The sequence below is a fragment of the Arthrobacter sp. 05N429 genome (assembly GCF_056397045.1).
On sequence record NZ_JBFTMQ010000003.1, the window covers coordinates 140570 to 155389 of the forward strand.

Sequence of the window (14820 nt, forward strand, 5' to 3'; positions counted from 1 at the left end):
GTCCTAATTGACGGAGTCCGGGTGGGAGCCGGTGCGGAAGCCACGTTCCAGACCGGCCAGTGCTGCCATGGCGGCGTCGTCGAGGCTGAAGCCGAAGACGTCCAGGTTCTCGCCGATCCGGGCGTGGGAGCTCGCCTTCGGGATGGCGACATGGCCGAGCTGGACATGCCAGCGGAGGATGACCTGGGCCGCGGTCTTGCCGTGCGCGGCTGCGAGCTCCAGCACCACCGGATCCTGCAGGACCTGGCCGCGGCCCAGCGGACTCCACGCCTCCGTGGTGATTCCGAGCTCGCGGTGCAGCGTGCGCAGTTCCTCCTGCTGCAGCCAGGGGTGCAGTTCGATCTGGTTGACGGCCGGCACCACCTCGGCGGTCTGCAGCAGGTGTTGGAGGTGGGCCGGCTGGAAATTCGAGACTCCGATAGCCCGCGCCTTGCCCTCCCTGTACAGGGTCTCCATCGCACGGTAGCTCTCGGGATACAGCCCGCGCTGCGCGCAGGGCCAGTGGATGAGGTACAGATCCACGTATTCCAGACCGAGGTTGGCCATGGACTCGTCGAAGGCGCGCAGTGTGGCGTCGTACCCCTGGTCGTCGTTCCAGAGTTTGGTGGTGACGAAGAGGTCTTCGCGCGAGAGCGCGGGGGAGGACTCGCCGGAACCGCCGCGGGCGTCGTCGCGGGTTGAGAAGCCGGAGAGCGAACCAATGCCCCGGCCAACGCCCGTCTCGTTGCCGTACATGGCGGCGGTATCAAAATGGCGGTAGCCTGCCTCGAGCGCCATGGTCACGAGTCCGGCGGCGTCCGCGGAAGGCACCTTGTAGAGTCCGAACCCCAACTGGTCGATCAGGACGCCGTTGTTGAGGCTGAGCCGGGGCGAGGGTTTCATACCATCGACTTTACCGACTCCGCCGGCGCTACTCCCCACGGCAGGCCAGCGCGGCAGGCCGGACCAGGCAGGACGGGTCACGCCAGGCCGTCGAAGCTGACTAGCCGGCGGGCGCTGGCCTCGTCGAGGATCAGGTCGGTGGCCAGGCCCGCGGCGAGGGCGCCGCGGAGGCCGTTGATCTTGGAGGCACCCGACACCACGCAGATCCTCCGGCGTACCTGGCGCAGCTGCGCCAGGTCCGGCCCGGTGGAGCGTTCGTTGAGGGTGATGCCGTCCGAGGAGCCATTGGCGCGGAAGAACACCGTGGCCACATCGCCGACGACGTCGGAGCTGGCCAGGACGGTCAGGTCCTCCTCGTCGAGGTAGCCGCCGGCGTAGACGTGGCTGGGGTAGTCGGCGTCGACCGATCCCACACCGAAAATCGCGATGCTCATGCGGGCCTGCAGCTCCAGGATCCGCTGAACACTGCGCTCATTCCACATGGCCTTCTTCGTTGCCGCGTGGTCGAAGAACGCCGGAACCGGGAACTGTTCCACGCGCGCCCCGTAGGCGCTGCCAAAGCGCCGCATGATGTCAGAGGCGTAGGTGATGCCAGTGGTTTGCATGTTGCCCGCGCCGTTGAGCTGGACGATGACGCTGTCGTGGGTGATCTTCCGGGTCAGGTGACGGCTGACGGCGCTGAGGGTGGAACCCCAGGCGACGCCGATGATGGCGTTCGAATCGACCAGCGGGCCGATGGTGCGTGCTGCCTGCATGGCCACCCGGTCCAGTGTTTCCGCCTCATTCAGCGTGTCAACGACCGGGACAACGTGCACATCGACCTTGTATTCGGCGCGGATCATGCTGGCCAGCTCCGGACCGGTGTCCAGGGGGCTCCGGATCTGGATCTGCACCAGACCGGATTCCCGGGCCGAGGAAAGCAGCCGCGAAACGGTGGACCGGGACGTCCGGAGCTCGCGCGCAATGGCGTCCATGGTCAGGTCCTGCAGGTAATACAACTGGGCCGCGCGGAGGGCGTCGGAGTGGCGTGAGGGTGTCATCCCATTTCCGTTCTGCACGTTTGTGCATAGTGCTTGACTCCATTTTCCATTATTCCAAAGAATAGTGTTGAACGGCGCCGCGCCACCGGGCGCGCCGCACAGAACAAGACCCAAAGGAGCAGTTCTTGGGACAGAAGGATTCAGCCCGCAACCAGGCATCGGCCGGCGAGCGAGCATCGGTGCAGAAGCTGCGGACGCGGCCCCATGCCCAGGTGCTGATCATCGGCGGCGGCATCAACGGAGTGGGCACGTTCCGGGACTTGGCCCTGCAGGGTGTGGACGTCGCCCTCGTGGAGCGCGGCGACTACTGCCAGGGAGCCAGCGGGGCGTCCTCGCACATGATCCACGGCGGCATCCGGTACCTCGAAAACGGCGAATTCCGTCTGGTTCAGGAGTCGGTGGTCGAACGCAACCGTCTGCTGCGCATCGCTCCCCACTACGTGAAGCCGCTGCAGACCACCATCCCCATCTTCAGCACGTTCTCCGGGGTCCTGGCCGCCCCGATGCGCTTCCTGACCCACAAGCAGGGCAAGCACACCGAACGAGGGGCCTTCCTGATCAAACTCGGGCTGAGCATGTACGACTTCTTCTCCCGCGACGGCGGCACCGTGCCCCGCCACCAGTTCCGCGGCCGCAAACGTGCCCTGGCCGAACTGCCGCGCCTCCACCCCGGCATCAAGTACACCGCCACCTATTTCGACGCCTCCGTCCACAACCCGGAGCGGCTGACCCTTGACGTGCTCCAGGATGGCGAGAAGGCCGGCGCTTCCGGCGCCAGTGCCGCCCGCGCCAGCAACTACCTCTCGCTCGTCGCGGTCAAAGACGGCATAAAAGACGGGGTGGGGGCAGGGAACACAGGGAGCACTGTGGAACTGCGGGACGAGCTCACCGGCGAACGGTTCCACTTCACCGCCGACGTCATCGTCAACACCACCGGCGCCTGGGTCGATCTGACCAACCAGGCCATGGGCACGGCGTCGGCCTTTATGGGCGGCACCAAGGGATCGCACATCGTGCTGGACCACCCGGAACTGCTCGCCGCCTGCAACGGCCGCGAGATCTTCTTCGAACACACCGACGGCCGGATCGTGCTGATCTATCCGATGGGGGACCGGGTCCTGGTGGGCACCACCGACGTCGACGCCGACATGGCTGAAGATGCCGTGTGCACCGAGTCGGAGATCGACTACTTCTTCGACCTGATCGGCCACGTCTTCCCGGACATCACCGTGGACCGGGAGCAGATCGTCTACACCTTCTCCGGAGTCCGCCCGCTGCCGAGGCACGACGCCACCCAGCCGGGCTTCGTTAGCCGCGACTACCGGATCGAGCGCCGCGCCAGCGCGGCTGCAGCCGCAGGAGCGGGGCAAGGCGGGGGCGCCGTCGTGCTCAGCCTCGTCGGCGGCAAGTGGACCACCTTCCGGGCCCTCGCCGAACACCTGAGCAACAACGTCCTCGCCGAACTCGGCATTGAACGGAAGGTCTCGACGGCGAAACTCGCCATCGGCGGCGGCGCAGGCTTCCCGGACAGCGAGGACGGCGTGCAGCGCTGGATCAAGGCGCACATGGCCGCCGGACGCGACGCGGACCGCACGGCCGGGCTGCTGACCCGCTATGGCACCCGTGCGGAGGAAGTCATCAGCTTCCTCGACGGGGCCCCGCAATCCGCCCCTGACCGGCTCCTGCACTCGACCCGCGAACTTAGCGTGCGCGAACTGGAGTTCATGGCCCAAAACGAGCAGATCGGGCACCTGATCGACGTGCTGATCCGCCGCACGTCCCTCGCCTTCCGCGGACTCGTGACCGGCGAGCTGCTGAACGAGGTCGCCGACATCCTCGCCGGCCCGCTGGGCTGGGACGCGGCGACGCGGACCTCCGAAATCAGCCACGCTCAGGAGGTGCTCAAGCGATTCCACGGCGTCCAGGTCCACAGCCTGGTCTCCTGATAGACCTCGGTGCCCGGACGGGGGACGTCCGGGCACAAGGACTGCGTGGTTCCTCTGGGGGACAGGCGCAGTGGCAGGCCGGCGGCGCCAACACGCCAACGGCCCAACAGCCCTTCAAACTCGCGAGGGGCTGACAACAGAAAATAGAGGAGTCAAAGATGTCTCTTGGAATAGTTTTCCTGTCCGAAGTATTCGGTACCGCAATGCTGACCCTGCTGGGTTGCGGCGTTGTGGCAAACGTTGCACTCAAAGGCACCAAGGGCAACAACGGCGGGTTCCTGATGGTCACCTGGGGATGGGGCATCGCCGTCTTCTCCGGCGTCTACGTTGCCGCCATGTCCGGGGCACACCTGAACCCCGCCGTGACCTTCGGCCTGCTGCTGAACGGCAAGAAGGAGTACGCGCCCGGCGTCCCCGTCGACTTCGCCTCCACACTGACCTACTTCGGCGGTGAACTGCTCGGCGCGTTCCTGGGTGCCGTGGTGATGTGGCTGGCCTACAAGCAGCACTTCGACCTCGAGCAGGAGCCGGCCAGCCAGCTGGCAGTCTTCTCCACCGGTCCGGCTATCCGCTCGAACCCGTGGAACCTGATTACGGAGATCATCGGCACCTTTGTCCTCGTCTTCGTCATCCTGACCTTCGGCGGGACACCTTCGGGGCTTGGGCCGCTGGCGGTGGCACTGCTGGTTGTCGGTATCGGCGTCTCCCTCGGTGGCCCCACCGGCTACGCCATCAACCCGGCCCGTGACCTCGGCCCGCGCATCGCCCACGCCCTGCTGCCCATCAAGGGCAAGGGCTCCTCCGACTGGAGCTACTCCTGGATCCCGGTCGTCGGACCGCTGGTCGGCGGCGGCCTCGCCGGCCTCGTGGCCATGGTGGTGCCGATCATCGCCACCGCAGCCGCCTAACCCACGCACTCATTCAATTGCCAGCCAAAGACAAGGACGTCAACATGAGCCAGTACGTAATCGCCATCGACCAGGGCACCACCAGCACCCGCGCCATCGTGTTCGACCACAGCGGCAACATCGTCTCCTCGGGCCAGATGGAGCACGAACAGATTTTCCCGCAGCCAGGCTGGGTGGAGCACGATCCCGCGGAGATCTGGAACAACACCCGCGAGGTCATCGCCTCCGCCCTGTCCAAGGCGAACCTGACCCGCCACGACATCGCGGCCGTCGGCATCACCAACCAGCGCGAAACCGCCGTCGTCTGGGACAAGACCACCGGCAAGGCGATCTACAACGCGATCGTCTGGCAGGACACCCGGACCCAGCCGATCGTGGACGAGCTCGCCAAGGACGGCGGTCCGGAGCGGTTCAAGCAGAAGGTGGGCCTGCCGCTGGCCACTTACTTCTCCGGCACCAAGATCAAGTGGATCCTGGACAACGTCGACGGCGCCCGCGCCAAGGCAGAGGCCGGGGACCTGGTGTTCGGCAACACCGACTGCTGGGTGCTCTGGAACCTGACCGGCGGGACTGACGGCGGCGTCCACGTCACGGATGTCACCAACGCCTCGAGGACCATGTTCATGGACCTGGAGACACTCGCCTGGGACCAGGAGATCCTGGATGCCTTCGGCGTTCCGGCCTCCATGATGCCGGCCATCAAGTCCTCCTCCGAGGTCTATGGAACGGTCCACACCTCCCAGCTGCTGCGTGAAGTTCCTGTTGCCGGCATCCTCGGCGACCAGCAGGCGGCAACGTTCGGCCAGGCCGCGTTCGACGCGGGCGAGGCCAAGAACACCTACGGCACGGGTTGCTTCCTCATCTTCAACACCGGTGAGGAAATCGTCCACTCCAAGAACGGGCTGCTGACCACGGTCGGCTACAAGCTCGGCGACGCGGCTCCGCACTACGCCCTGGAAGGCTCCATCGCCGTCACCGGTTCGCTGGTGCAGTGGCTGCGTGACAACCTCGGCATGATCAGCAGCGCCCCCGAAGTGGAGACGCTGGCGGCCTCGGTCGAGGACAACGGCGGCGTGTACATCGTTCCGGCGTTCTCCGGCCTGTTCGCTCCCTACTGGCGTTCCGACGCCCGCGGCGCGATCGTCGGCCTGACCCGCTTCGTGAACAAGAACCACATCGCCCGCGCGGCGCTGGAGGCTACCGCCTTCCAGACCCGCGAGGTGCTCGACGCCGTCAACGCGGACTCGGGTGTGCCGCTGACGGAGCTGAAGGTCGACGGCGGGATGGTCGCCAACGATGCCCTGATGCAGTTCCAGGCGGACATCCTCGGCGTTCCGGTGATCCGGCCCAAGGTCGTGGAAACGACCGCGCTGGGGGCCGCCTACGCCGCCGGGCTGGCTGTCGGATTCTGGAAGGACCTGGGCGAGTGCTCAGCCAACTGGTCCGAGGACAAGCGCTGGGAGCCGACGATGGACCAGTCCGAGCGCGAGCGCCAGATGCGCCTTTGGAAGAAGGCGGTCACCAAGTCCATGGACTGGGTGGACGACGACGTCAAGTAGCCGCACGACGTTCCCGCAGGAGGCAAGGAAAAGCTCCGGTCAGCCAGACTGACCGGAGCTTTTCCTGTCGATCCCGCAGGACGGGGACGTCAGTGCCCGTGACGGGGAGTCACCTCAACGGCGCGGGGCGTCTTGGCGTACACATCCTTGCTGACCTTGTAGCCGCGGCTGTCCAGTTCCAGGGCCTGTTCGTTGACATTCCGGAGCTGCGCGTCGCTGAGCTTTCGGATCTTGACCAGGTCCATGGTCTCCTGCTGGTCACCGCCGACGGCGGTCACCCGCACGAGCCCGGTACCCGCGGAATAGTACTTGCGCTGATGGCCGGCGGCGGCTGGCGGATCCAGCGGGTTGTACTCGTCGATCACCAGCACATCGCCGTAGCACCCGGTCGGGACGCAGACGTGCTGGTTCGTTTTGAGCACGTCGCCGCAATCAAGGAAATCGACCTTGGGCGCATAGGCCTGGACGTACGCGGGGGTGCCGGTCCGCGGACGGCCCTGCATTGCTATTCCGGCCTGTGCCGTGGCGATCCCGCTGATGAAGGTGCTGGGCGCACCCACGAATTTGCCGTTTTCATACTCCTCCGGGTACTCGCCGAACAGCCAGACGTCGCCGTCCTCCGACTGGGCGAAAAACGCCAGCTCGGATTCGGCCAGTTCGCCGTCGGAGTAGTCCCGGTCCCACATCACGACGGTGTTGACACCGTCGATGACCTTGGTCAGCCCGGTGATGGTATGAACCACTTTGTGCGCGCTGGTCCCTTCCGGCGATGTCACTGTGCCATCCGTGGTGAACTGCATTCCCGGCTTTAGCGGGAACCACTTGTTGTCGACCCGCGGTGACTCAGGGAATTCCCAGGGATCGAAGTCGATCTCCGAGCCGGGGCCGCAGAGTTCCTTTGGACCCGGGGCGGCGGCGGCTGTGGCCGCCGTCGTCACCGTCATCGTGGCCAGCACCAGCAGGATTGCGGAGCCGTAGGCCGTGAAACGTTTGCCTGGTAAGGCCATGTCACTGGCTTCTTTCTTGGGATGGTGGTGGCTCCGGCTAGACGGCCGGGGCCGGCTGGGGCTGGTTGGGCCGGCGCTCACGCTTCGGTCCCTTCTTGGCGAACCGCAGGTAGAGCGACGGGACGATGAACAGGTTGACCAGTGTCGACGTGACAAGGCCGCCCAGAATCACCACCGCCATGGGATGTTCAATCTCATGGCCGGGGATGTTTCCCATCACCACCAGGGGCACAAGGGCCAGAGCGGTGGCGAGGGTGGTCATCAAAATCGGCGACAAGCGCTCGGCGGCCCCGCGCAGCACGAGGGCAGGTCCGAAGGTCATGCCCTCGAACTGCTCCAGATGCTGGCAGTGGTTGATCAGCAGGATGCCGTTGCGGGCGGCGATACCCATCAGCGTCAGGAAGCCGACGAGGGATCCCAGCGAGAGGATGCCGCCGCTGAGGTGGGCGGCAATCACACCGCCCACCAATGCAACCGGCAGCGTCAGGATGGCCAGGATGGCCAGACGCCAGCTCCGGAATGCCGCCTGGAGCAGGAGGAAGACCACGATGACAGCCCCCGCCGAGTAGAGCAGCAGGCGCTGTGAGGCGGCCTGGCGTTCGGCGTATTCGCCGAGGACAACCGCCTCGTAGCCGACCGGGAACTGGACCGACTCCATATCGGACTTCAGCTTCTCCACAACCTTGGCCAGATCGCCTTCCTTGACGTTGGCACTGACATCGATGCGCCTGGATCCCTCCGACCGCTCGATGACATTGGGGGTGGGTTTGACCGAAATTGTGGCGACGTCAGCCATCCGGATCCTTTCCCCGGAAGGGGTGTCGAGCGGAAGGTTCTCGATGCTGGTGACGCTGGTCCGGGTTTCCGGCGCGCTCCACACCTGGACGTCGTAGGCCTTGCCATTCCGGTAGACGTCGCCGACTTCCTCTCCGGCGACCAGGGTGGCGGCCGCACGTCGCACGTCGCCGGGCTTCAGCCCGTAGCGCTTTGCGGCATCCAGATTCACTTCCACGTTGACCTGCGGAATGTTGGCCTGGAGCGCGACCTTTGCGCCGATGGCCCCGTCAATGCCGCCCAGGATGCCCTTGATCTTGTCGGCCTCCGCTTTCAGGGTGCCCAGGTCGTCGCCATAGACGCGCACGACGACGGCGTAGCCGGTGCCTGTCAGGACCTCGCGGATGCGCTCCTTGAGGTACGTCTGGACGTCCCGCACGATTCCGGGGTAGCCACTCACGACCTCCTGCACGGCGGCCAGGGTCTCGTCATAGTCCACCGCGGGGTCAACGCTGATCCAGTTCTCCCCGAAGTAGACACCCACGACTTCATCGGCGTTGAACGCTTGGCCAATGTGGGACCCGCAGTTGTTGACTCCCTTGATCGTCATGAGTTCCTTGCAGGCGAGCTGGCTGACCCGGACTTCCTCGGAATTCGACGTGCCGGGCTGCGTGAGCCAGTGCATCAGGAAGTCACGCTCCTTGAAGGACGGGAGCAAGGATTGGCCCAGCAGTGGTGCCAGGACAAGGCCGATGACGCCCAGGGCGCCCAGGGCAAGATACCCCGGGGCGGGGCGGCGGACCATGGGCCGGAGCAATTTGCCGTACCAGCGCTTCAGCACCCTGACCACGGGTGGATCCCTATCTTCCAGTTTGGCGTTCCTGAGGAAGATGTAGGCCATCGCCGGCGTGACGGTGAGGGCAACCACCATGGACGCCATCACCGCGAGGGTGTAGGAGGTGGCCAGCGGGCGGAAGAACGCCCCGGTCAACCCGTCCAGGAAGAAGATCGGCACCGTCGCGGCGACGATGATCAACGTGGCATAGACAATCGGGCCTCGGACCTCGAGCGAGGCGTTCACCACGACCCTGGCGGTGCTTTCGGTGCCGCCGCTGGCACGGTGGTGCCGGAGCCTCCGGACGATGTTTTCGACGTCGATAATGGCATCGTCCACCACCACCCCGACGGCAATCACCAGCCCCGCAAGCACCATCGTATTAATCGTGCCCCCGGTCCAATACAGGACCAGGGCCGCAGCCGTCAGCGACAACGGTATGGCCATGACGCTGACCAGCGCCGTCCGCCACTGGAAGAGGAAGACACTCAGCACCAGGATGACCAGCAGGCAGCCCAGCAGAAGGGCTACGCCCAGGTTGCCGAGGGATTCCTCGATGAAGGTCGCCGGGCGGAATATCGTGGTGTCCACGGCAATCCCGGTGAGGCCGGGTTCGAGTTGCTTCAGCGCCTCTTCCACCCCGCGCGTCACTTCGAGGGTGTTGCCCCAGGGGAGCTTCTCCACGATCAGCATGAGCCCGGGACCGCCATTGATCACCGCGTCGCCGATCAGCTGCTGGTGGTCCTCCACCACGTTTGCGACGTCTGACAGCCGCAGCGGCGCCTGTCCCTCACGGTCCGACACCGCCACCTTCGCCAGCTCTTCCGGCGACGTGATGGCCTGGACGTGCCGGATGCCAATGGACTGGCTGGGCGTGTCGATCGAACCGCCCGTTCCGATGAGGGCGCCGGGGGAGTAGTGCAGCAGACCCGCATCCAGGGCATCAGACGTTGAGCTCATCACGGTTTCCAGGGTGACGTTATTGGCTGCCATCCTGGCCGGATCCACCTGCACCTGAAGCATCTGGAGGCGTTCGCCCCAGATGGCGACATTGGCCACCCCCGGAACGCGCAGCAGATGGGCCCTGATGTTCCAGTAGGAAATCATGGACATCTCGATGAGCGACCGGGTGTCCGAGGACAGGCCGATCTTCATGACCCGGCTGGTCGAGGACAGGGGCTGCAGCATCAGCGGCGGTGCGGCCCAGGTGGGCAGGGTCGGGATGACCGTCGCCATGCGCTCGGACACCAGTTGCCGGGCAGTGAGCAGATCAGTGCCGTTCTCGAATTCCATCACAATCGACGAGAGCTGGGGCACCGATTTGGACCTCATGTGGTCGAGGCCGGCGATCCCGTTGAACGCTTCCTCCATGGGGACCGACACCAGTTCCTCGACCTCGGCGGCGGTAAGTCCCAGGCAGGCTGTCTGGACCTCGACCTTCGGCGGCGCGAACTCGGGGAACACGTCCACCGAGGCACTGCTGAGTTGCGCGCCGCCCACGATCATCAGCGCAGCCGCCATCGCGATGATGATCGATCTGAACTTCAGGCTGGCTGCGACTATCCGGCGCATGTCATTTGCCCGTGTTGAACTCGGTGCCGAAGAGTTCTACCGCGCCCACCGTGACGACGGGAGTCCCCACGGCGGGGCCGGCGCTGGCCGTGACCACACCTGCCTCGACTTTGGCAACGGTGACTGCCTGGCGCTCAAACACCCGCGGTGCGGGGTTGGTGTAGACCCACGTCTTGCCGTTGGCGTCGTATAGCAGTGCGGCATAAGGCAGCAGCACGTCCGTGCCCGCGCCCGCCGCGACCGGTTCCGTCTTCAGGTCGATGCGGGCCAGGCCGTGTTCGGTCACGGTCAGCTTGGCGATGCCCGTCGTGGCGTTCTTCTCGACTTTGGCGGGGGCTTCACCGGCCGCCGCGGGCGTCACCGCGGCGGACTGGGCACAGGCCGGAAGGGTGAAGAGAACGGCTGCACAGACGGCTGCCGCCAAGGGCAGGCGCCGTTGGGGCTTTTGGCTGGTCATTTTGCTTCCACCTTTTCCTGCGTAACGGGGGTTTCCGGTTCGTATACTTCCGACCACTCTTCGGGTGCGGTGTGGGGACCGAACCAGAGGGCCAGCAGGGGGAGCACCAGGAGCGCCACAAGGGTTGTGGTCACGAGGCCTCCGCCGATGATCAGCAACATCGGAAGAATCACGGCTTGGCCGACGCCGCCAATCAGTGCAGGCGGAATCAGCACGAGCACGGTTACCAGGGCAGTCTTCAGGACCGGCGATACCCGGTCCCGGGCTGCCGTCATGACGGCTTTAGCGCGGGACGCTTGCGGCTGGGAACGCCACAACTCATCGGCACGGGCCGAGAGCAACGTTGCGTTGCGGGCGGCAATGGCGAGGCTGGCGGCGAAGGCGGTCAGGGAAATCCAGGACATCGCCGCAGAACCGATCCAGGCGGCCACTGCCGCCCCGGAGAGCGCCGCCGGAAGGGACAGGAAGACGGCGAGGGCCAGCTTCCAGCTCCGCACCGCCGTCTGGAGCAGCAGGAACACCCCGAGGAGGGCGGCCACTGCAAGCCACAGGACGAGGGAGTCGGCGGCCTGCACCTGGGCATACTTGGCCGGGATCTCTGCGTGGTATTCCACCGGGAACTGGATCTGCTTGATGGCAGCTTCAACATCCCGCTGAATGTCGGCCAGCGGGCGTCCGCTGACATCGGCCTGGACGTCGATCCGCCGGGACGTGTCATCGTGCAGCACGACGACCTCGTTGGGGACCATCCGGACCGTGGCGATCTCGCCGAGCTGGACATGCCCGCCGGTGGGAGTATCAAGGAGCAGTTCACGGATGCTGGTCAGGTCATCCCTGACGTCAACCGCGCCGCGCACGACCACTTCGAAGACCTTTTGCTCTTCGAAAAGGTTGCCCACGACAATCCCCTGCATCAGGGTTGCTGCTGCGCGCCTGGCGTCGCCGGGCTTGATGCCGGACTTCTGGGCAGCCTCGAGATTGACCTCGACCTCCACGATCGGAGTCATCGGTATGGCGTTGATCGTCGGGTTCTTGACGCCGTTGATGTTCTCAAGGGCTTTGCGGACTTCTTCGGCTTTCTCCCGGAGGACCGGCAGTTCCGTGCCATAGACGCGGACCGCGAAGCCGGGCTCCAGGGTGCTGTTCATAGCGCCGATTTTCTGCTCGGAATAGTTCACCACGTTGTGCGCGATGCCGGGGTAGCCCTGGACCACGTCGCGGACGGCCTGCTCAGTCGCTCCGAAGTCGGCGTTCGGGGCAATGGATACCCACAGTTCGGCGGCGCTGTTTCCGACAACCTGGTCGGAAGTGATGGCGCGGCCGATGTGGCCGCCGACTCCTGAAACGCCTGGCAGCGCCTTCAGTTCGTCAGAGGCCTTGGACGCGACCCGGCGGACCTCGTCATTGGACGTGCCGGCCATGGAGTCCCACTGGACCAGCAGGGTCCTGTCCGGCAATGTCGGAACGACCTGCCGGTTCCCGATCAACTGGAATCCGGCGGCGAGTCCAAGCACGCCGACGACGGCCACTGCGACCAGCGTGAGGGTTCGGCGGGAACGGGCGCCGTTGAGGGCGCGGTCGTAGTGGGCGCGGGCCCGGCCGGTGGAGGGAGCATCCCGCCGGGTCGCAGTCTCCTTCGGCAGCAGGAGCTGCGACAGCACCGGGGTGACAGAGAGTCCGACGAGCAGGCCGGTCGAGAGAGCCAGCACCACGGACCAGAACAGCGGAGTAAAGAAGGATCCGCCGATTCCCGACACGAACAGCGTTGGAATGAGGGCCACCACCATGATCAGCGAGGCCTGGAACAACGGGGTTCGGACTCCCCGGACGACAGCCACGATCCTGGACCTTAGCGTGGCCTCGGTTTCCGTGGCTTCGGTCACCAGCGGGCTGCGCCGCTGGGCCTGGACGTCCTCCACAATGTCGCCCACGATCACTGACATGGCAAGGACAAGGCCGACCAGGACCGTGATGTTGAGAGTGGCGTTTTGTGCGTAAAGGACCACGGCCGCCGTGACGACGGTTGTCGTGATGGCCGCGAGGGCAATGACCGCCACGCGCCAGGAACGGAAGAGCAGCCAGAAAAGCCCCACCGCGATCAGCAAGCTGATCAACAGTGCAAGGCCAAGACCGCTCACGGAGTCCTGAACACCGGTCGCCGGGCGGAACACTGTAGTGTCAAGCTGGACTCCGGTCAGGCCGGGCTCCATATCTTTCAGCGCCGCTTCAATATCCTCGGTGACCTGCACCGCACTGGTTCCGGGGAACTTTTCAATGACCAGCATCAGTCCCGGGTCCTGTCCGACGACGGCATCGCCGATGAGGGGCTGATGGTCTTCCCTGACCTGGGCTATATCGCCCAACGACATCGCAGGCGTCGAATCCTCCACGCTGACCTTGGAGAGGTCGGCCGGAGTCCGGATTGGGAGGACGTGCTGGATGCCGAGGCGCTGGCTGGGGGACTCAACGAAACCGCCGGTGCCCGGTGTGGACGCTTCGAGGAAACTCAGCGGCGAAACCCACACCGCGTTGCCGGTGGTCTTGATGACCTGTTCGAGGGTGATTCCCTTGTCCCGCAGCTGCGTGGGTGTGACCTCGACCTGGAGCTGCTGCTCGCGCTGGCCCCAAATGGAAACGTTCGCCACGCCCGGAATGCCGATCAGCCGCGGTTTGATCTTCCAACGGGCCAGGACCGACATCTCGATGCCGGAGAGCTGCTTGGAGTTCATTTTGACCATCAGCACCCGGCTCGTGGAGGAGACGGGCTGCATGATCAGCGGCGGCGCGGATACATTCGGCAGCGCCACGGCCTGGGTCATCCGTTCCGCGACGAGCTGGCGTGCCCGCAGCAGATCCGTGCCCGGCTCGAAGACGAGTTGGATGGATGACAGCCCCGGGACGGATTTCGAGCGGATCTCGTCCAGCCAGGCCACCCCGTTGAGGAGATCCGCTTCCATCGGGGAGGTAATGAGCTGCTCTACTTCGACAGCCGAGAGGCCCAGGGCCTCTGTCTGGATTTCGACTTGCGCCGGCGCGAATTCGGGCATTGTGTCCACGGCAATGCGGGGAACATTGATGATGCCAAAAGCGATAATTCCGGCGGCGAGGGCGAGCACCAGGATCCGGAATTGCAGACTGAAGCGGGTGATCCAGCCGAACATGGCTAGTCGGCTTCCAGGCCGCTTCCGGTAGGCGCGCAACGCCCGGCCGGATCGATGAATTGTTGCAGGCAAGAACTCCGCAAGTGACACATGTCAGGCTCCTCAACCCGAGACCTGTAACGAACCCCCAGAGATCTTGAGACTGATAGTGTCCCTGTTGAAACCGTTTGGCAAGGGCGCAAATGCCCGCAATGGAGGCCCAAATTCGTGCCGTGCCTGCACTCGATCTGCCGGACGACTCTCACATAGCTTGCGTTTTGTCAATATGCGCGTCTTGACTACTGGGAAACGCGGCAGAGATACTGGGCGCCGGACGGAGAATTACTTGCGTCTATGCCGCCGGCACTCTCTCCGGCGATTGCGGCCGGGCCGGCGGGGCCGAGATGTGCCCAGTAGTGGAAGAGGCCGTCCGAGTGGTGGTCCCCAAAAAAAATCCGGGCTTTCAGTGCCAGGAAGTCCGCCCGGCGTGGCGGCGGCCCCCGTGGAGATCCGCGGGGCCGGAAGCCGTCCGGATCCGCAACACCTCTCCCGTTTCCCCGCGAACCGGCCGGAGGCGCTAAAGTAGAGCTATGCGTGCGATCCTCCTGCTTAGCTAGCCGCCCGGCATCCCGACGAGAACTCGGATTGCCGAGCGGCAGCCCCTCCGTGTCGAGGGGCTTTTGTGTGTCTGGACCCTTTC

General features: G+C 65.2%; 9 protein-coding genes. 3 read left to right on the top strand and 6 right to left on the bottom strand.

The features are described 5' to 3' along the window. Positions 1–3: 3 nt before the first annotated feature. Positions 4–882: an aldo/keto reductase gene (locus tag AC1DF4_RS07625; protein ID WP_476912312.1), complete on the bottom strand. Its 879-nt coding sequence runs from the start codon at positions 880–882 to the stop codon at positions 4–6. A gap of 77 nt (positions 883–959) precedes the next feature. Next, positions 960–1922, bottom strand: a complete 963-nt coding sequence (locus tag AC1DF4_RS07630) for a sugar-binding transcriptional regulator (RefSeq protein ID WP_476912313.1) — start codon at positions 1920–1922, stop codon at positions 960–962. A gap of 125 nt (positions 1923–2047) precedes the next feature. Here AC1DF4_RS07630 and AC1DF4_RS07635 point away from each other — a divergent pair, with 125 nt between their 5' ends. The 3 genes from AC1DF4_RS07635 to glpK all read left to right on the top strand — a co-directional run bounded on the left by AC1DF4_RS07635 (position 2048) and on the right by glpK (position 6335). Continuing rightward, positions 2048–3868 carry a glycerol-3-phosphate dehydrogenase/oxidase gene (locus AC1DF4_RS07635; protein ID WP_476912314.1) on the top strand — a complete coding sequence of 607 codons (1821 nt, stop codon included), beginning with the start codon at positions 2048–2050 and terminating at the stop codon, positions 3866–3868. 158 nt (positions 3869–4026) lie between these two features. Beyond that, a complete protein-coding gene (locus AC1DF4_RS07640; RefSeq protein WP_476912315.1) occupies positions 4027–4776 on the top strand; it encodes an MIP/aquaporin family protein in 750 nt (249 codons plus the stop codon). A gap of 44 nt (positions 4777–4820) precedes the next feature. Further along, positions 4821–6335 (top strand): glycerol kinase GlpK, encoded by a 1515-nt coding sequence (gene glpK / locus AC1DF4_RS07645; protein ID WP_476912316.1) that lies wholly within the window; start codon positions 4821–4823, stop codon positions 6333–6335. Between the two features lie 89 nt (positions 6336–6424). Here glpK and AC1DF4_RS07650 read toward each other — a convergent pair whose 3' ends face one another. Genes AC1DF4_RS07650 through AC1DF4_RS07665 form a run of 4 tightly spaced genes read right to left on the bottom strand, consistent with a single transcriptional unit; the run spans position 6425 to position 14141 of the window. Then, on the bottom strand, positions 6425–7342 hold the full coding sequence (locus AC1DF4_RS07650; RefSeq protein WP_476912317.1) for a hypothetical protein: 918 nt from the start codon (positions 7340–7342) through the stop codon (positions 6425–6427). A 37-nt stretch (positions 7343–7379) separates the two neighbouring features. After that, a complete protein-coding gene (locus AC1DF4_RS07655; protein ID WP_476912318.1) occupies positions 7380–10523 on the bottom strand; it encodes an efflux RND transporter permease subunit in 3144 nt (1047 codons plus the stop codon). A 1-nt stretch (position 10524) separates the two neighbouring features. Further along, entirely contained in the window at positions 10525–10980 is a 456-nt protein-coding gene (locus AC1DF4_RS07660) for a hypothetical protein (RefSeq protein WP_476912319.1), read from the bottom strand. Continuing rightward, a complete protein-coding gene (locus AC1DF4_RS07665; protein ID WP_476912320.1) occupies positions 10977–14141 on the bottom strand; it encodes an efflux RND transporter permease subunit in 3165 nt (1054 codons plus the stop codon). The genes AC1DF4_RS07660 and AC1DF4_RS07665 overlap by 4 nt, the downstream gene beginning before the upstream one ends. Positions 14142–14820: the final 679 nt, after the last annotated feature.

What these genes read in the sequence shown, in the direction of transcription:
- AC1DF4_RS07625 (WP_476912312.1), bottom strand. Translation starts at nt 882, where the DNA reads ATGAAACCCTCGCCCCGGCTCAGCCTCAACAACGGCGTCCTGATCGAC.
- AC1DF4_RS07630 (WP_476912313.1), bottom strand. Translation starts at nt 1,922, where the DNA reads ATGACACCCTCACGCCACTCCGACGCCCTCCGCGCGGCCCAGTTGTAT.
- AC1DF4_RS07640 (WP_476912315.1), top strand. Translation starts at nt 4,027, where the DNA reads ATGTCTCTTGGAATAGTTTTCCTGTCCGAAGTATTCGGTACCGCAATG.
- glpK (WP_476912316.1), top strand. Translation starts at nt 4,821, where the DNA reads ATGAGCCAGTACGTAATCGCCATCGACCAGGGCACCACCAGCACCCGC.
- AC1DF4_RS07650 (WP_476912317.1), bottom strand. Translation starts at nt 7,342, where the DNA reads ATGGCCTTACCAGGCAAACGTTTCACGGCCTACGGCTCCGCAATCCTG.
- AC1DF4_RS07655 (WP_476912318.1), bottom strand. Translation starts at nt 10,523, where the DNA reads ATGCGCCGGATAGTCGCAGCCAGCCTGAAGTTCAGATCGATCATCATC.
- AC1DF4_RS07660 (WP_476912319.1), bottom strand. Translation starts at nt 10,980, where the DNA reads ATGACCAGCCAAAAGCCCCAACGGCGCCTGCCCTTGGCGGCAGCCGTC.
- AC1DF4_RS07665 (WP_476912320.1), bottom strand. Translation starts at nt 14,141, where the DNA reads ATGTTCGGCTGGATCACCCGCTTCAGTCTGCAATTCCGGATCCTGGTG.